17 protein-coding genes and 1 pseudogene are annotated in these 17218 nt (G+C 60.0%); 9 read left to right on the top strand and 9 right to left on the bottom strand.

Features of this window, described 5'->3' with window-relative positions; translation table 11 throughout:
* The first annotated feature begins 1 nt into the window (after position 1).
* Complete coding sequence (gene fmt / locus EII23_RS08485; RefSeq protein ID WP_260424659.1) at positions 2-967, top strand: methionyl-tRNA formyltransferase; 966 nt, start codon at positions 2-4, stop codon at positions 965-967.
* Between the two features lie 58 nt (positions 968-1025).
* Positions 1026-1847, top strand: a complete 822-nt coding sequence (locus tag EII23_RS08480; protein ID WP_124792954.1) for a DUF116 domain-containing protein — start codon at positions 1026-1028, stop codon at positions 1845-1847.
* Positions 1848-1871: 24 nt separating this feature from the next.
* Here EII23_RS08480 and EII23_RS08475 read toward each other — a convergent pair whose 3' ends face one another.
* Both EII23_RS08475 and EII23_RS08470 read right to left on the bottom strand, forming a co-directional pair.
* Positions 1872-3257 (bottom strand): RsmB/NOP family class I SAM-dependent RNA methyltransferase, encoded by a 1386-nt coding sequence (locus EII23_RS08475; protein WP_124792953.1) that lies wholly within the window; start codon positions 3255-3257, stop codon positions 1872-1874.
* The gene (locus EII23_RS08470; protein WP_124792952.1) at positions 3247-4161 is read right to left on the bottom strand and encodes a ParB/RepB/Spo0J family partition protein; all 915 of its coding nucleotides are present in this window, start codon (positions 4159-4161) and stop codon (positions 3247-3249) included. The genes EII23_RS08475 and EII23_RS08470 overlap by 11 nt, the downstream gene beginning before the upstream one ends.
* A 216-nt stretch (positions 4162-4377) precedes the next feature.
* Here EII23_RS08470 and EII23_RS08465 point away from each other — a divergent pair, with 216 nt between their 5' ends.
* Positions 4378-4779: a hypothetical protein gene (locus tag EII23_RS08465; RefSeq protein ID WP_124792951.1), complete on the top strand. Its 402-nt coding sequence runs from the start codon at positions 4378-4380 to the stop codon at positions 4777-4779.
* Between the two features lie 163 nt (positions 4780-4942).
* Here EII23_RS08465 and EII23_RS08460 read toward each other — a convergent pair whose 3' ends face one another.
* Entirely contained in the window at positions 4943-5731 is a 789-nt protein-coding gene (locus EII23_RS08460) for a ParA family protein (RefSeq protein ID WP_124792950.1), read from the bottom strand.
* A 736-nt stretch (positions 5732-6467) separates the two neighbouring features.
* Here EII23_RS08460 and EII23_RS08455 point away from each other — a divergent pair.
* A complete protein-coding gene (locus EII23_RS08455; RefSeq protein ID WP_185702344.1) occupies positions 6468-7286 on the top strand; it encodes a DsbA family protein in 819 nt (272 codons plus the stop codon).
* A 236-nt stretch (positions 7287-7522) separates the two neighbouring features.
* Here the strand turns inward: EII23_RS08455 and EII23_RS08450 are convergent, their stop codons facing one another.
* Entirely contained in the window at positions 7523-8095 is a 573-nt protein-coding gene (locus tag EII23_RS08450) for a MerR family transcriptional regulator (protein ID WP_124792949.1), read from the bottom strand.
* Positions 8096-8556: 461 nt separating this feature from the next.
* Between EII23_RS08450 and EII23_RS08445 the strand changes: the two genes are divergently transcribed.
* Complete coding sequence (locus EII23_RS08445; protein WP_124792948.1) at positions 8557-10005, top strand: catalase; 1449 nt, start codon at positions 8557-8559, stop codon at positions 10003-10005.
* Between the two features lie 253 nt (positions 10006-10258).
* Here the strand turns inward: EII23_RS08445 and EII23_RS08440 are convergent, their stop codons facing one another.
* The 3 genes from EII23_RS08440 to EII23_RS08430 all read right to left on the bottom strand — a co-directional run bounded on the left by EII23_RS08440 (position 10259) and on the right by EII23_RS08430 (position 12966).
* Positions 10259-10738, bottom strand: a complete 480-nt coding sequence (locus tag EII23_RS08440; RefSeq protein ID WP_124792947.1) for a C40 family peptidase — start codon at positions 10736-10738, stop codon at positions 10259-10261.
* A 187-nt stretch (positions 10739-10925) separates the two neighbouring features.
* The gene (locus tag EII23_RS08435) at positions 10926-12506 is read right to left on the bottom strand and encodes an ammonia-forming cytochrome c nitrite reductase subunit c552 (protein WP_124792946.1); all 1581 of its coding nucleotides are present in this window, start codon (positions 12504-12506) and stop codon (positions 10926-10928) included.
* Entirely contained in the window at positions 12499-12966 is a 468-nt protein-coding gene (locus EII23_RS08430) for a NapC/NirT family cytochrome c (RefSeq protein WP_124792945.1), read from the bottom strand. The genes EII23_RS08435 and EII23_RS08430 overlap by 8 nt, the downstream gene beginning before the upstream one ends.
* Positions 12967-13364: 398 nt before the next feature.
* Between EII23_RS08430 and EII23_RS08425 the strand changes: the two genes are divergently transcribed.
* The 3 genes from EII23_RS08425 to EII23_RS08415 are packed head-to-tail and all read left to right on the top strand — an operon-like array spanning position 13365 to position 16248.
* On the top strand, positions 13365-14357 hold the full coding sequence (locus EII23_RS08425) for an AAA family ATPase (RefSeq protein WP_124792944.1): 993 nt from the start codon (positions 13365-13367) through the stop codon (positions 14355-14357).
* A gap of 2 nt (positions 14358-14359) precedes the next feature.
* Positions 14360-15742: a DUF2201 family putative metallopeptidase gene (locus EII23_RS08420; RefSeq protein WP_124792943.1), complete on the top strand. Its 1383-nt coding sequence runs from the start codon at positions 14360-14362 to the stop codon at positions 15740-15742.
* A 23-nt stretch (positions 15743-15765) separates the two neighbouring features.
* Positions 15766-16248 carry a hypothetical protein gene (locus EII23_RS08415; RefSeq protein WP_124792942.1) on the top strand — a complete coding sequence of 161 codons (483 nt, stop codon included), beginning with the start codon at positions 15766-15768 and terminating at the stop codon, positions 16246-16248.
* A gap of 56 nt (positions 16249-16304) precedes the next feature.
* On the opposite strand, the gene EII23_RS13640 is transcribed toward EII23_RS08415, so the two are convergent.
* Positions 16305-16394, bottom strand: coding sequence for an AraC family transcriptional regulator (locus EII23_RS13640; protein WP_409360233.1), 90 nt, complete (start codon positions 16392-16394; stop codon positions 16305-16307).
* A gap of 215 nt (positions 16395-16609) precedes the next feature.
* On the opposite strand from EII23_RS13640, the gene EII23_RS13585 reads away from it, so the two are divergent.
* Positions 16610-17017, top strand: a complete 408-nt coding sequence (locus EII23_RS13585) for a DUF6485 family protein (RefSeq protein ID WP_311768155.1) — start codon at positions 16610-16612, stop codon at positions 17015-17017.
* Between the two features lie 116 nt (positions 17018-17133).
* On the opposite strand, the pseudogene EII23_RS08400 reads toward EII23_RS13585, so the two are convergent.
* A pseudogene (locus EII23_RS08400) lies at positions 17134-17218 on the bottom strand (IS5/IS1182 family transposase); the annotation flags it as partial.

The following is a 17218-nucleotide window of genomic DNA, read 5'->3' as shown; positions in this document are numbered from 1 at the left end:
CATGGGCACGCCGGATTTCGCGGCCTGTAGCCTGCGGCGTCTGGCGCGCTGGCCGCGCGGGGAGGTCGTGGCGGTCTATACCCAGCCGGACAGACCGGCGGGCAGGGGGCACAAACTGTCCATGCCTGCGGTCAAAAAACTGGCTCTGGAACTGGGAATTCCGGTGTTTCAGCCCGCATCCCTCAAGAGCGCGCAGGAAGAGGCGCGCCTTGCCTCCCTTGCGCCCGATGTGCTGGCAGTGGCCGCATACGGCCTTTTGCTGCCCGACGCTGTTCTGACCATACCCCGCATGGCTCCGGTCAATGTGCATGCCTCCCTGTTGCCGTATTGGCGCGGAGCGGCCCCCATACAGCGGGCCATCATGGATGGCTGGCAGCCGGATGCGGAAACGGGCGTGAGCATCATGAAAATCCTGCCTGCGCTGGATTCCGGCCCCGTGTATGCGCAAAAGCGTGTGCGCATCGGCGAGCACACGGCGGGCAGCCTGCACGACGAGCTTGCGGCCCAGGGGGCCGCACTGCTGGAGGATGTTCTGAACGCCCTTGTTGACGGCACGGCCTCCTGCCAGGAGCAGGATCACAGCCTGGCCACGTATGCCGCCAAGATAACGCGGGCCGACACGCATGTGGTCTGGGACAGGCCCGTGGCCCAGGTTCATGCCCATGTCCGGGGTTTGAGTCCCCGTCCGGGCACCAGAACATTTCTTGCCCCGGAGGCAGCGGAAGGATTTTCTGTGCTGCTTGCGCCCGGCACGCCGGAAGAAGGGGGCGTGGGAGGGGCAGCGCCCGGAACGCTGTGGCGCGACTCTCTGGGCTTGCGCATTGCCTGCGCCGACGGCTGGTACCGCCTTTCCCGCGTCCGGCCCGAAGGCGCGCGGGAAATGCCGGTGCGCGACCTTCTCAACGGACGCTTGCGGGCCTTGCCGTCGGGTGCTTGCGGAGTTGCGGTTCCCGGCGGGGATCGCTGACCGGCGTGTTCCCCCGCCAAGGGCAGGCCGTCGCCTTTGCCGGTTTCCGGATGACAGCATGCGTTTTTTCGGCAAATCACGCTTTTCCCTTTCTTCCCGGCAGTACGGGGGAGCCCGCAAGCGTCTTTTCATCGGCCTGCTGAGCGCTTCGTGCTTTCTGCTCTGCCTGTTGCTGGCCCTTTTTCTCATTGCGCCCTGGCTTGTCTTTCCCGCGCAGATCGCGTGGCTGGCGCCCATGAGCATGGCTTTCGGCTTCGCGGCCATCGGGATTCTGCTCTGGCTTTGCCTGACCATCGTGATCCACAGCTGGTCGGGCATTGCCCTGCCCGGCGCGCGGGGCGTCCGCCATGTGACGGTGCGCCTGCTTTTTCCGCTCATGGAACTGCTGGCCAAGTTTGTGGGGCTGGAAAGAAACCGGCTGCGCCGCAGTTTCATCAAGATCAACAACGAAACCGTGCTCTCCCGGGGTCGCGCCTATGCGCCCGAATCATTGCTGCTTCTGCTGCCGCACTGCATACAGCGCAGCGCATGCGCCTTCCGCCTTGTGTACGATGTGAACAATTGCCGCCGTTGCGGCCAGTGCCCTGTGGGCGATGTGCTGGCCCTGCGCGACAAGTACGGCATTCTGGTGGCTGTGGCTACCGGCGGCACCATTGCCCGCCGTCTGGTGGTGCAACTGCGTCCGGAATGCATTGTTGCGGTGGCCTGCGAGCGTGATCTCACGTCCGGCATTCAGGACAGTTATCCCCTGCCCGTTTTCGGCGTTCTGAACCAGCGGCCCCACGGCCCCTGCCTGGACACGCGCATTCCGCTGGATTATCTGGAAAATGTCGTCTGTTTCTTGCTGGGCAAAAAGAGCGCGGACTTCTCCAAACTGTAGCCCGCTCAGACAGTCCGGAAACGTTCAGACGCGGCGCAGCACAGCGCCGTACATGCCTTCCAGCCAGGGATGCGCGTGGTCGGTCTGCCACTGCCGCTCCAGGCGCAGGCCCGTGTCCGCGCGCAGCGCGGCCTCGATATTTTTTTCGTTTTCCGCGGGATTGAGGGTGCAGGTGATGTAGGCAAGGCAAAATCCCGGTTGCAGCAGCCTTGCGGCGCGCGTGAGCATGGCTGCCTGAAGGCGGGCAAGTTCCGCCACGGCCCCGTGGGAGCGCCTGCGCAGGTCGGGCCTGCGCGCCAGAACGCCCAGACCGGAGCAGGGAACGTCCAGAAGAATGTTCCCCTCCCAGCGGCATAGGGGAGGGCGTCGTGCGTCTGCAAGGGCGATGGCGGGCGCGGGCAGGCCCAGGCGGCGGCATTGGCCCGGCAGGGCGCGGAGGCGGGAGAGGCTTGCGTCTGTGGCCAGGCGGACATTTTGCCCCCATTCCAGCAGGGCGGCTGTTTTGCCGCCAAATCCCGCACAGGCATCCCACACCGGCCCCTGCCAGAGGCGCAGACCAAGCTGATCCAGAATGGTCTGGGAACCTGCGGCCTGAAAGCTCACATCCCCGCTTTCTTCCCACTGGCGCAGATCGCGGTGGAGGATTTGGGAGGGCAGGCCGCCCGGAGCAAAAGCGACGCCCCACGGGCCCACGGATTCTCCCCGGGCCAGAAAATGTGCGTGCAGGGCGCGGGCTTCCCCGCGGGTTGCATTGATCCGCAATGCGGACCAGGGGCGTTGCAGGGAGCGTTGCAAAAGAAGCCGGGCGGCGTCCGCGCCGTAGGCCGTATTCCAGAGTTCGACAATCCACTCCGGCAGAGAGAAAAACAGACTGTCCGCGCTGGCGGAATTGAATTTTTCTTTATAAAAACAGTATGTTGAAAAATCATCGCGCCTGCGCTGGACTGTGCGCAGGCAGGCATTGGCAACACGGGAAAGGGCAGTGCCGTAGAGCGAGCGCACGCTTTCCACCGCCTGGTGCACACAGGCATGGTCGGGCACTTTTTCCTGGAACAGCAGGCCATATACCGCAAGGGAAAGCACAAGAAACATGGGGCGCGGCAGGGAATGCGGCCTGGACAGAACCTGCTCCAGAACAAACGCAATGCGGATTTCGTGACGCAGGCAACCGTAGGCGAGTTCGGAGCAGAGGTTGCGCTCCGCAGGGGTAAGCTCCTGCGGGCCTGCATCTTTTGGGCGTCCGGGCTGCGGGGCAGCAAGCACACGGGCCAGCGCCTGCTGGACAGTCAGGCCCGTGTCCAGCAGCAGCAGGGCCTTGAGGGCAAGGTTGCGGGCCGTGGGCCGCAGGCGGGCCGCCTTGCCCAGATGGGCACTCGGGGCGCGACTGGCCGGTGCGGATCTATTGTCCATTTTCCTGTGGGGGCACGCCCAGCCGTTCCAGCAGGCTTTGCAGCTCGTTGCTGCTGGTATAGGCAAGCGCAATGCGGCCGCTGCTGGCGTCGCCGCTGATGCTGACCTTGCAGCCCAAATCCGCGCTGAGCCTTTTTTGCAGGGCGCGCAGGCGCGCGTCTTTTTTGCGTCCGCTTCTGGCCGGTGGGGCCTGCGAGGAAATGGGGTCGTCTTTTTCCCAGGGCAGGGCATTGTTGCCCCGCCAGAAAGCCGCGGCTTCTTCCGCGTCCCGCACGGTGAGGCAGTGGCTGTGGATGCGCAGGCGCAGCTTTTCTGCGGCTTCTGCCGAATCAATGCCCAGCAGGCAACGGCCGTGCCCCGCGCTCAGGCGTCCTTCCTGCATGTCTTTGCGCGCGGCAGTGCTCAGCTGCAAGAGGCGCAGGGCATTGGCCACGGCGGAGCGGCTCTTGCCCAGGCGTCCGGCCAGTTCGTCCTGTGTCAGGCTCAGGGACTCCCGCAAGGACTGCAAGGCTTCGGCTTCTTCAATGGGGTTGAGGTCTTCGCGTTGCAGGTTTTCGATCAGGGCCGCGGCCATGACCTCGGCATCGCTGAGCTGGCGCACAAAAACGGGAACCTGGGCAAGGCCCGCGAGTTTTGCGGCCCGCCAGCGCCTTTCGCCCGCCACGATCTGGTAGGCGTCTTCGCGGGGCAGGGGGCGCACCAGAAGAGGCTGGATAATGCCCTGTGACTTGATGGAGTCGGCCAACTCCCGCAAGGCTTCATCCTGAAAGGTTTTTCGCGGCTGGCCGGGGTTGGGGCGCATTTTGTCTATGGGCATCATGCTTGTGTCGCCGGGGGCTTGGCTTCCGGCCTTGGGGGGAACAAAAAGCGCGTCCAGGCCTCTGCCCAGCTTTTTGTCGTTCATTCTTTTTCTCCTAGTGGTGCTGGCCGCGTGGTTCTGCGCCGCGCGGCATGTGCCGGGCAGAGCTGTTTGCAGCGCACTTTTTTGTGCACATCTTTTGCCCGGTTGACAAGCCTGTGGCGGCACGGCACTTTTGCATCAAGCTTGCGGCGATATTTTTTGCCCGCGCGGTTTTTTCCGGGCGGTTCCGCAAACCTTTTTCACCTGCACAGGATTTGTATGTCAGCAAAAAATGATATCCGGTACCTTGCGGACACCAGCGGCAACATTGAGGCAGTTCTTTTGCCCTGGGCCCTTTGGGAGAAAGTGGAGCCACAGATCAAAAAACTTTTGCGTGAAGCAACAGCCACGCCAGTGGAGCAGCGGCCCGGCCCTCTCAAGAGTTTTGAGGAATTTCTCCACTTCTGGAACTTCAAATATGCCTATGACCCTGCGGTACACTGCCCTCACTGTGCCGCCTCGTGCGCTGACTGGCGAGTGGCTGAAGGGCAGCCCTTTGTGCTGACCAACGCCAATATCGGCGGCCTGCTGGTTTTTCACTGCCGTGAATGCGGCAGCACGGTGCGGCAAAAGCATTTTCGTGACCATGTGGCTCTGGAGCACACTCCGCCGACCCCGTAGAAAGTGTTTGCCTGCCGCAGGGCAGACGGGGTGTTTTCTGCGCGCCATGGGAATCCTCCATCGGTTGCCGCATTTTCGTCCAGGGCGTGCGTTCTCCTGTGTGCGCTGTGAGAATCCAGCATGGGGGCAGGGCCAATGAGAGCCTCTCCTGCGCGCTGCGCGGCTACTGAAGCACCGCATTTCTTTTGCCGGGTCTGCGCAGCACAACTTCCTTGGCAAGTCCCAGATAGGCGTCAGCCCCTTTGGACTTGATATCATAATGTATGATGGATTTGCCGTGGCTGGGAGCTTCGGAAAGACGCACATTGCGCGGGATGACGGTTTCAAACAGATGATCCGGGAAACAGCGCCGGACTTCGTTTTTGACTTCCCGCGTCAGGCGGTTGCGCGTGTCGTACATGGTCAAAACCACACCCAGAAGGGACAGTTCCGGATTCAGCCTCTTTTTTACCTGCTCGTAGGTTTGCAGAAGTTTGACAATGCCTTCCAGGGCAAAAAATTCGCACTGGAGAGGAATGAGCAGTTCCCGCGCGGCGCACAGCGCGTTGAGGGTGAGCAGGCCCAGTGAAGGCGGGCAGTCCAGGATGATGTATTCGTAGTCGGCATGCAGGCTCTTGAGGCATTCCGCCAGATAGAATTCCCGCGCCATTTTGTCCACCAGTTCCAGCTCCACTGCCACAAGATTGGTGCTTGCGGGCAGAATGTCCAGATAGGGTGAACGTGAGTTGGCAACGCTCTGGCGCACGCTTTCCGGAGTGTAGAAGGTGCTGTACAGGTCGCCGTGCAGATTTTCCTGGGAAAGTCCCAACCCGCTGGTGCTGTTGGCCTGGGGGTCACAGTCCACCAGAAGCACTTTTTTTTCCATGACGGCCAGTGCCGCGGAAAGGTTGATGGCAGTGGTTGTTTTGCCCACGCCTCCCTTCTGGTTGGCAATGGAGATAATGCGCGCCATGAAAACCTCCTGCGAGTCTTTGCTGTGAACCCGTGCGCTGCTTTGGCGCAGAACCGTACGTCTTTTGCTGCCCGCGCTGCCTTCTGCCTTTTGCGGTTTTTTCCGCCTGCGGGGCAGGGGGCGCTGGAGGCTTTGGGCACAGGGTTCTCCCTGTTGTGCGGCGCTTTTGTTTCACGTGAAACATTGGCTGATGTGCTGTTTGTATAGGGAGTGGAGTATCCCGTCAAGCTGTGTCACAGGGCAGCAAGGGGGCGCAAGAGTGGTGGTGAACCCGCATTTTCCGGAATGTGCGCTGTTCGCGCCGCAATTTTCGGGATTGCTTTTGCGCGTATCGGGCAGTTTTTTCGGTATGCACTTATGGCGGTCGCCTTTTTGCGGGGACGACAAAAAACAGAAAACATGGTGGGGCAGGGGGCACTGTTTTTCGCGCAGCTGCCTGTGTGCAGGCTTCCTGTCATTGCAGGCGGCCCTTGTTCTGCGGTATGCCCGCACCCTTTGTCGCCTGCCAGCGCAGAGCCGTGCATTTCGGGCACAGGAGATGGCGGGGAGCAGCGAAAAGTCTGTCCGGTCGGAAGCCGTTGCCCCAAAAGTTGGCTTGATTCAGGAAAAAAGAGAGGATACAAGCCTTGATGCGAACAGTATGCAGGCAGGGTCGGCATGTCGCTCTCTCTTGCTGCCGCACGCAACACAGAAAAAATGTCGGTCTGTGACCCAAGAAGAAAAAGGAAGCAATGTGATGGGTGTGTGGAAAAAAAATCTGAAAAAGGCGGTGGCCGGAGGCTTTGTGGCCGCCACAATGCTCTTGGGCGCGCCGGGCTTTGAGGCGCGCAGTGAATCGCTGTCGGACGAAGCCCTGGCCAAAGCCTTGCAGAAGGTGCTGCGTGACAGGCCGGATATTGTGCTGGATGTTTTGCGCAAAAACAGCGAGGCGGTTCTGGATATCGCCCAGCAGGGTTCCAATCTGCGCCGGAAGCGCAGTCTGGAAAAACAGTGGGACGAAGATATCAAGACAGTCAAGGACGTTCGTCTGGAGGGCAGGCCGGTTCTGGGGTCTGCCAGCGCCAGGGTGCGCATTGTGGCCTTTTCGGACTTTACCTGCCATTTTTGCCAGCAGGCTTCCGAAGTTGTGGACAGCCTTTTGCGGGAATTCGGCAAGGATGTCAGCCTTGTCTTCAAAAATCTTCCCCTGGAGGAAAAAGGCGTCAGCAATCTTGCTTCCGCCTATTTTGTGGCAGTGTCCCAGCAGGACGAGAGCAAGGCATGGGCTCTGTACCGCAAGCTTTTTGCCGACAGGGAGCGGCTTGTGGCCGAAGGAGAGGAATACCTGAAAAACGCTGCCGAAGGCTTGGGCGTGGACATGAAACGCCTGAGCCGGGATTTGCGCGGCAAAAAGGTGGGCGACATTCTGAAGGAAGACCTGCAGGATGCCAGAAAGCTGGGCATTGAGGGCACACCCTATTTTCTCGTCAACAATATTGTGGTGCGGGGGGCATTGCCGCTGGATCTGTTCCGAAGCGCAGTGCAAAAGGCGCTGGAAACCAAGGGAAGCCGGTAGTCCCGACCATACCTGAAAGCGGGGTTTTTCTCTTGCGGAAATGCCCCGTTTGCATCTTGCGGGCAAAGTCAGCAATCCCGGAAATTGCGGGCAGGTTGAGGCTTGGCCGCGCCGTAAAGCGAGTCATGTCCGTGTCTTTTTGTTCAGATACTGCGCGGCGTGGGCGGCGCAAAGTCCGCAAGGCGTGGCACTAGGACGGGCTTTTCCCCAAGGGAAAAGCCCGTTTTTTACGGCCGTCAGTCCGCGGGCGGAGGGGCGTTGCGGGTGCGGATGACTTTGCCCATCCATTGCCGCAACTGCTCCAGATCCGCTTGTTGCGTTTTTTCCGAAGAATCCAGCAAAATGCGCAGGGCGTCAACTTCATTGCGCAGGGAGGAAACTTCTGTGCCTTCCTGGGCAGGGGCGGGCAATTTTTCCAGAAAAGTCTGCAACAGGCGGGCAATGCCTTCCAGGGCCGTGGTTTGGCGCTCAAGAAGTTGCAGGGCCGGTGCGGAAAAAAACTCCTGCGGGGCCGGGGACGGAGAGGGGAGTGTCGGGCCGGAAACAGCAAGCGCATTGCGCGGAAACAGGCCCAGCAGGGTGTCTTCCACCGCGGAGGCCGTGCGGGATTTTTGCATCTCTTCCAGAATGGTGAGGATGACATCCAGTGTTTCCGGGCGGTATCTTCGCCTGCGCCCTTCCCCCACGCTGGGAATGAAGGCCGCAAAGCGTTTGCAGTAATAGCGCGTTGTGGACTCGGGCAGGGAAAAATGGCGGGATATGTCCGCAATGCTGAGCAGGCCTTCTGCGGAAGTCGGCTTGCGTGCCATATGAACTCCTGAGCAGCTTGCCGGTTTTCTGCGCGGCATCAGGCAAGGCCCGTGGCGGCAGGACAACAAGGTAATTGTGTTGATTTTTAGAGATACTGTAAAAAAAAGACAATGGCAAGTAGTGCGGGAGAAGTCCGGTCTTGTGCTTGATAACACTTTGGTTAAAACTTTCCATTGGGAACTCCTTGGGCATCATGCCCGGTTGATGGGTTGTTTGCACTGCCATCAAAATGGAGTTCCCTTCCCTTTTCAAGGGGCTACTCTCAGGTCAAGTCAAACCAGTTCACTTTTGCAATGCATACAGCCCGTGTACGGATTGCGCGCACGGGTTTTTTATACCCTTTGCTTGATATCAAGAATAACTCCTGATAATGAGTACTCACGGCAAATGCGCAGGGCGTCATGCCCCCTCCCCAAACTGCTGCATATGCGCGTGCAGCCAAGCTGTAAGGAGAAAACGTATGAGCAACAAACTGACGTTCAACAACGGTGCCCCCGTTTCCAACAACAACCACGCCATGACAGCCGGGCCGCGCGGCCCCATGCTTTTGCAGGATACCTGGTTTCAGGAAAAACTCGCCCATTTTGACCGGGAAGTCATTCCCGAAAGGCGCATGCACGCCAAGGGATCCGGCGCTTACGGCACGTTTACCGTGACCGGCGATATCACTGCCTACACCAAGGCTTCCATCTTCTCAAAAATTGGCAAGAAAACCGACCTCTTTGTCCGCTTTTCCACAGTGGCAGGCGAGCGCGGTGCCGCTGACGCCGAGCGCGACATTCGCGGCTTTGCCGTCAAATTCTACACAGACCAAGGCAACTGGGATCTCGTGGGCAACAATACCCCTGTCTTTTTCCTTCGTGATCCCCTGAAATTTCCCGACCTCAACCACGTGGTCAAGCGTGACCCCCGCACCAACATGCACAACGCCCGCAACAACTGGGACTTCTGGACCCTTCTGCCCGAAGCGTTGCATCAGGTCACAATCGTCATGAGTGACCGCGGCCTGCCTGCCACCTATCGCCACATGCACGGTTTTGGCAGCCACACCTTCAGTTTCATCAATGCCAAAAACGAACGCTTCTGGGTCAAATTCCACCTCAAATCCCAGCAGGGAATCAAAAATCTTACCGACGCCGAAGCCCAAGAGCTTATCGGCCGTGACAGGGAAAGCCACCAGCGCGATTTGTATGAAAGCATCGAAAGGGGCGATTTCCCGCGCTGGAAGATGTGCGTGCAAATCATGCCAGAAATGGACGCTGAAAAATTGCCCTACCACCCCTTTGACCTGACAAAAGTCTGGTATCACAAGGAATACCCGCTGATTGAGGTCGGCATTCTTGAGCTGAACCGCAATCCCGAAAACTATTTTGCGGAAGTGGAGCAGTCGGCGTTCAATCCGGCTAACCTTGTGCCCGGTATTGGCCTGTCGCCAGACAAAATGTTGCAGGGCCGCCTGTTTTCATACGGCGATGCGCAGCGCTACCGCCTTGGCGTGAACCACCATCTTATTCCCGTCAACAAGGCGCGCTGCCCATTCCACAGCTACCATCGTGACGGCGCCATGCGCGTGGATGGCAATTACGGTGGGCACACCCCCTATGAGCCCAACAGCGATGGGGCATGGGCAGAACAGCCGGATTTCAGCGAACCCCCGTTGAAAATCAGCGGTGACGCCGCCCGCTGGGACTATCCCTGCGATGACGCAGACTATTTTGAGCAGCCCGGCGCGCTCTTCCGTATTATGACCGACGAACAGAAACAGGTACTCTTTGACAACACTGCCCGCGCACTCAATGGCGTGCCGGAAGAAATCCAGCTTCGCCACATCCGCAACTGTGCCAAGGCAGACCCGGCCTATGGCGCTGGCGTTGCCAAGGCGTGCGGCATTGATGCGAACAAAATCTAAAAGGCATTCTCGAACAGGTATCAACCACTGCAAGGCCGGAATTTCCCGGCCTTTTTTCAAGGAAATTCAAGAAAATTTTTCAAAAAATCATGACAAGGGCGCATGTCTCCCCTGCAAAAAAGTCGGGCTGGCTGCACGCTGCGCGCGCATTGCGCTGTATGGGGGAAACTGCGGCCAAAATCATTGCGGTCGGCGGGCAAGAGGGCGTGCCAGCCCCAAGGCAGGGGGCAACGGGCAACGTATGTGGTGTGGCTTACGGCAAAATGCGCCGCACGCTCACAAGTCGATCCCGCCAGTAGGGAGACTTCATGCTGGCCATGCTGACTTTTTTGCCTGCGCTGGGGCTGTGGATAAAACTGTCGCCCCCGGCATAGATGCCGGTGTGCAACCCACGGGGGCTGGAACCCGTGCGAAAGACCACGATATCGCCGGGGCGGGCGTGGGCCGCCGCAACTCTGTGCCCTGCTTTTGCCTGATCTGCCGTGACGCGGGGAATGCGCAGCCCGTGCTGTTTGTATGTCCACCAGATGAGGCCGGAGCAGTCAAAGCCCTTGCCCGGCGAAGCGCCGCCCGAACGGTATCTGGTGCCCATCTGGTCATAGGCGGTGCGCACCAGCCTGTGCGCGGCTTCCGGGGTGGGGCCGTTGTCTGGGCGATGAAAAACGCCGCAGCCGCCCAGCACAAAGGAGCAGAGGAGCACGAGAGCAAGAGGGAAGGAGTGGGCACGGTTCATGGCACTACCTGCATGAAGTTGCACATGCTGTCAAAATGTCGGCAGCCGTCACAAACTATATGCAGTAATGATGCCAAAATTGCGCTGCGCCCCGGGCCGGAGAGGCGTCAGGGCGCAGCGTGTGCTATTTGTTGTTGTCTGCCCTTTGCCCGCCATGCCCGGCATGGCGGGCAAAGGAATCACTCTCCTACATGGAGGGTGCGCTGGGCGGGGTGAAGGCCTGGCCGTCCCACGTCTGCTTGTTGGGCGGCAGAACAGGCAAAAGCTTTGTCCAGGGATGCTGCTCCAGGAACCTGGCATCCTGCTGCTTTGCCCGGCTCAGTTCCAGAATGGGAGGCACGGTTTCCTTGATATCCCTGGCCAGAGCCGGAGCAATGGCAAACATGGTCGCCTGGGTGGCCAGATCCACGGCCCTCTGGCTGAATTCCGCGGACTTGCCCAGCGTGTGCAGGCTCTTGGCCGGGTTGTGGAAGCCGAAGCTGTTTTCTGCGGAAACATAATCCCAGAAAATCTGCCCCTTGCGCACCATATCCCGCGCTTCTTCCATGAGCGCGTCGTAGTTCGGAGCCCTGTCGCCCGTGTGGGCATTGGCCAGCCGCACAGCCTCGTGCGCCTTGACAGACATTTCCTGCGCCGCCAGCAGTTGCTGGTAGGTGCGCTTTTGCGTGTAGAGCACGCGCTCGCGCAGAAATTCCGGCGTCTTGTCGGCATGGCACTGACGGCAGGCGCGCATTTCGGGATCCTTGAGCGGAGAGGTCAGCCAGTGGCTGGAAACCTTTTTGCCGTCATCGCGCACATACTGCATGTGGCAGTCGGCGCAGGCCACGCCCGCCGCGCCGTGCGGGCCGTCCTGGAAGGTTTCAAAGTCCGGATGCTGCATCTTGATCATGTTGACCTTGGAAGCGGCGTGCACCCAGTCCGTAAAGGGGCCGGACTTGCCGTCAGCCCCCTTGGGGCCGTGCTCCTTGTAGTACTGGTAGATTTCTTCCGGCCCAAAGCCCTTGTCCCAGGGGAATATGGGCTTTTTGTCGGGGGCATTGTCCTTGTGGGCAAAATAGTATTCCACATGGCACTGGGCACAGACAAGGGTGCGCTTGGTGTTGCGCGGGATGGTCTTCCAGTCCTGGCCGCTGCGCTTGAGCCAGTCCCTGAGGGGTTCCGAATACAGGCGCAGTTCCATGGTGGCCGGATCATGGCAGGTGGCGCAACTGATGCTTTCCTCCATGGCGTTGATCTTGTCCTTGCCGCGGAATTCGTTCACGTCCTTGGCCCAGAAATCGTCGCCGTATTCCCTGATCCATTCCATCATCCTGGGCGTTTTGCAGTTCCAACAGGTGGCCGGCATATTGCCCTTGCCGTCAGAGGAAAAACGGTTGATGCGGTCAATGTGCAGAAAATCGTCAATGGCATGGGTATGACCGCGGGTTTCGTTGTATTCGTACATGAAGGGATAGCCCAGCCAGAGATTTTTGAGATAGGGCTGGGCGTGCTTGAAGCCCTTGGGCAGGGGATTGACGCCGTCGTTCTTGTGAAAAGGCACAGAGCCCTTGTATTCCGTCATCACCGTGTCTTCGTTGTTTTTCATGTACGAGGCGTACTCGCGGGGAAATTCTTTTTTGAACGGCGTGAAGCGGAGTTCCGTATCGGGAATGCCCGTTTTGTAGGTGGGCGGCGCAAGCTCGGTGGAAACGTCCTGACAGCCGGCCGCCAGAAGGACTGTGGACAGCGCGGCCACACAAAAAGCGAAGGAAAATATTCTGTTAGTCATGGGCTACCATCCTTGTGCTCATGGGCTTGGTGCGCATATGGGCCACGCTGCGGTGGCAATCGACGCAGTAGGGCTTTGCGTCCATGCTGGCCACATTGATGTTGGTCTGGGCATGGCAGGCCATGCAGTTGGCGTTGACCACGTCTCTGGTGCGCATGCTGAGCGGGCGCGGAATGTCCTTGCCCGTAAGGTTGCCCACCACATCGCGCAGCCCCTCCTGCGCTTTGAAGGGCAACTTTGCCAGCAGATTGTGGGGCGCGTGACATTCGTTGCACGCAAGGCGGGCATGGGTGCCGGTTTTGTGAGTAACGGCCGCTTCCTGCATGATATGACATGAGGAGCAGAACGGCCGTGCGTCCGTGACTGTCATGGCCCAGGCCATCACACCCAGCAGCACCATGCCTGCCGCAATTCCTCCCGCCAGCCATTTGAGCTGCGGGCCATTGCGGGATGTTCCCATAAAAACCCTCCTTTGGCGCTGCAAGTGCGGCGCATCTTGCGGATTCCATAACAGAAAAAAAAGAAAAAGAAAAACCGCACAAGTCGTGGGGAGGGCAAATTTTTTTGGCGCAGCCTGGGGGGATTTGGAGACATTCACCTTTGTGATGATTTTCTGAAAAATTCGTTTTGAATTTTTTATGGTTGAAACGCAGATTTTATTGGAAGCGTGAAACTCCCGGTATTTGTATAAAATTGACATTCATTTTCTTTTTGTGTAGACAAAAATTCTCCGTCTGTGGGCAAAATCCGGCGCGCATTGGCAAAACGCGGAAAAAATGACGCCGGACGGAATTTCTTTCATCTGCGCGCAAAAAACGGCCTGCCCTTTTTCACCCAACGTCCAGCAAGAGGTTGTGCATGACGCCATCCCGGATTGTTTCTGCCCTGCAAACACTCATTGCCATCCGCCAGCCTGTCTTTCTCTGGGGGCCGCCCGGAGTGGGCAAGAGTCAGGTTGTGGCCCGGGTTGCGGCCCGCGAAGGCTATGCCCTGCGCGATATCCGCGCCGTGCTGCTGGACCCTGTGGATCTGCGCGGGCTGCCCCGCCTGAGTGATGATGGCCGCGCTGTCTGGTGCCCTCCGTCGTTTTTGCCGGGGGCGGACGCTCCGGCAAGGGGCATCATTTTTCTGGACGAGCTCAATGCCGCCCCGCCGCTGGTGCAGGCCGCCTGCTACCAGCTCATCCTTGACCGCGCCATCGGCGAATACCGCCTGCCCGACGGCTGGGCTGTCGTGGCCGCAGGCAACCGGGAGAAAGACAAGGCCGTCTCCTGGCGCATGCCTTCGGCTCTGGCAAACCGCATGGTGCATCTGGAGTTTGAAGCCAGCCTGGACGACTGGCTTTTCTGGGCGCAAGAGGCCTCCATCAGGCCGGAAGTTTGCGCATTTCTGCGTTTTCGCCCCCGCCTGCTGCACGATTTTGACCCGCAGCGGCAGGAAAAAGCCTTTGCCTCGCCCCGGTCGTGGGAATTTGTTTCGCGCATGCTGGACGCCGGGCCGGAGCGTGACGTGGAATATGAGCTTTTTCAGGGCACTGTGGGAGAGGCGGCGGCCGCGGAATTCATGGGCTTTTTGTCCATATGGCGGGAGCTGCCCACAGTGGATTCCATCCTCGCCGCGCCCACGGAGGCCGCCGTGCCGGAAGAGCCTGCCGCCCTCTACGCCACTTGTGAGGCATTGAGCCTGCGCGCGGGAGCGGAAACCATGGACGCGCTGGCCGCCTATGCGGAGCGCCTGCCCGCGGAGTTCGGCGTGCTGCTCATGCGCGATGCCGTGTGCCAGAATACGGAGGTGGTGCACACGCCCGCCTTTGCCCGCTGGGCGCAGCACCATGCGGAGGTGCTGCTGTAGTCATGGCTGGCGACGCGTCTTCCCCCGTGCCCGGCGGTTTTGCGCAGGAAGCGGCTGCGGCCCTTGTGCGGGCCAGAGCCGCTCTGGTCATGGAGCACCCTTTTTTTGGCTCCCTGGCCTTGCGGCTGCGCTTTTGCGCTGATCCGGCCTGTGCGGACCTCTGGACCGACGGACGCACGCTGGGCTTCAATCCCGCCTTTGCCCGCGCCATGCCGCCCAGGGCATTGGAGGGCGCTCTGGCCCATGAGGTGCTCCATCTGGCGCTGGGGCACCATCTGCGGCGCAAAAACCGGGAAGAAAAACTCTGGAACCGGGCCTGCGATTTTGTGGTCAACCATGTCTTGCAGGAATCGGGCTTCACGCTGCCCGGCGGCTTTGCCCACAATCCGGCCTATGCCGGGCTCACTGCCGATGAAGTGTATGAGGCGCTCACGGCTTTGCGGGAAGGGCCGACAAACCACGGTGCCCGCAAGAGTTTTGCCGCGCAGGAAGCCGGGGAGTCCGGGGGTGTTGGCGCGCAACAGGGCGGCGGCCGGTCGCCGGGTTCTGCGGCGAACGCGCGTTTTGGCCGGGACGATCCCCGGCAAAGCCGCAAGGGAGAAAAAAGCGAAGCCGCGGGCAACCGCGCCGTTGCGCGGCGCGGAGCCGGAAACAGGGAATCCGGGGAGAGTTTTGCCGGGGAGGTGCGCGACCATCCGGACGCCCGCGATCCGCGTGACGAAGCAGCGCGCAGGGAAGCGGAGCAGAGCGTGGACATTGCCGTCAGTCAGGCTTTGCAGCGCGCGGCGCACATGGGCAGTGTCCCGGCCGGGCTGACGCGCCTGCTCGGGCGGGAGTGGCGTCCGCAACTGGATTGGCGCGCCCTGCTGCGGCAGTTTCTGGAAGAGTGCGCCCGCAGCGACTACACCTGGATCACGCCCAACCGGCGCTATGTGTACCAGAATATCTATCTGCCCTCGCGCCGCGAATCCTGCCTGGAAAATGTGGCTCTGGCCGTGGACTGCTCCGGCTCGGTGGACGAAAAGGCGCTGGGCATGTTCTGTGCCGAGCTTTCCACGGTGCTGGAAGCCTTTGACACCACCCTGACGGTACTCTTTCACGATACGAAAGTGCAGAAAACCTGCACGTTCACCCGCACGGACATGCCTGTCCGGCTCAGCCCGGTGGGCGGGGGCGGCACGGATTTCAGGCCCGTGTGCCGCCATATTGCGGAAGAAGGCCCGCACCCTGCCTGCCTCATCTGGTTTACGGATCTGGAATGCACCAGATATCCGGAAGAGCCGGAATACCCCGTGCTCTGGATGTGCAGCGCGCCCGATCCCCAGCCGCCGCCTTTCGGGCGTGTGGTCAGCCTTGTTCCCCGTTCCGGGGAAATGTTTTCCTGAAACCGCGCAGTACGGAGGCAAGCATGCGGATCGAATGGAGCATTACCAAGAAACGCGGCAATCTGCGCCCAACGCTTTCCTATGTGGTGCGCCTTGAGGAGCACGAAAAGGCTCTGGCCCTGCCGGAAGTGCGCATTGTTTCCACCATCCCCAAACCGGAGGAGGAGCGGCAGGAATACTGCTATCCCAGCCTGTTCGAGCGCGCGGAAGGATACTGTCCCACGGTCTTTCATGTGCTGGAAGCTCCTTCGCACAAGGGGCATTCGTGGACGCGCACCCTGCGTCTGCCCTGGCGCGCGGACAATGCCTATCCGGAAGTGGAAGCCTCGTTCCGGCGTCTGCGCGACGCCATGGAAGAGGAACTCGGCAAGGCCGATGCCAGCCGCCCCATGGAAGTTTCCGGCACGGTGCAAACATCCGTCCAGGCCAAAAGCATGCTGGCTCCGGATCTGCTTGCGGAGCGTTTTTTGCGTCTGGCCGCGCGCGCAGGCACGCCCAGGCAGTAGGAACAGCGGCTTCCAGGCTGCGGCCGGAGGATGCCCGAGTGTGCAGGCAGGGGCATTCATCGCCCAACCACAAACTCCCGCGGAGATTGGCCGTAATACCTGCGGAATGCCTTGGAGAAATTGCTGCTGTTGCTGTGCTCAAGCATCAGGGCAATTTTCTCGATCGGGGGGCCGGTTCCCCCATGCTCTCCTGTATGGCGGACGATCTGGTCCGGAGCCGCCACCCCCACCAGCATTTGCAAGCCATCACGGCAAAGTGCTTCGCCGCATCCGCAGGAAACCGCCTTGCGTTGCGCCTGTTTGCGCGTTTTTGAAAAACGTGTCCGGAAATCAGGGATAGCGTCTCAAAAAAGAGTGTGGTATGGCGATTCAGGTTTGGAATCTCCTTGCATGGCATGATGTTGCGCGGCATTTCCATGCCGCGCCTCGCCGAGATTCTGGATCTCTGTCCCCCTTGGCCGGACAGCCACGGTTTGAACCGCACATGAGTCGGTACCGTCAGTCCCCCGCTGGCCTGCTGCCGGTGGGGGCCGATACATCAGCGAGGAGGAAATACATGAACAATCTCAGCGAATTCTGCTCCTGTACGAACATGAAATGCCCCCTGCACCCCACCATGCACGACAAGGGGTGTGCGCCATGTATCAAAAAAAATCTTGGGCTGAATGAAATCCCCAATTGCTTCTTCAACCTTCTGGAAGGGGCAGATACGCGGAGTGGCGATTCTTTCAGGGATTTTGCACATCTTGTTCTCCGAAAGCAGGAGTAAAATTTGAAGGCAAACTGGATTTACCGCCCAGGCTGCTGCGCGCAGCAAGGCATCCCAGATCAGCATCCCGCATCGGAATATGCATGATGCCCTGCAACCTTCCCTAGATAGTGTCGTCACGAGATTGAGGCCCATAAAAAGATACATCTGATCTGAATAGCGGCCAAGAATGAGGCTGCATTTTTCGCGTATCGGGTCGCA

It is taken from the genome of Desulfovibrio sp. OH1186_COT-070 (assembly GCF_003860215.1).
GTDB lineage: Bacteria > Desulfobacterota > Desulfovibrionia > Desulfovibrionales > Desulfovibrionaceae > Desulfovibrio.
This window is presented reverse-complemented; position numbering and strand designations above follow the sequence as displayed.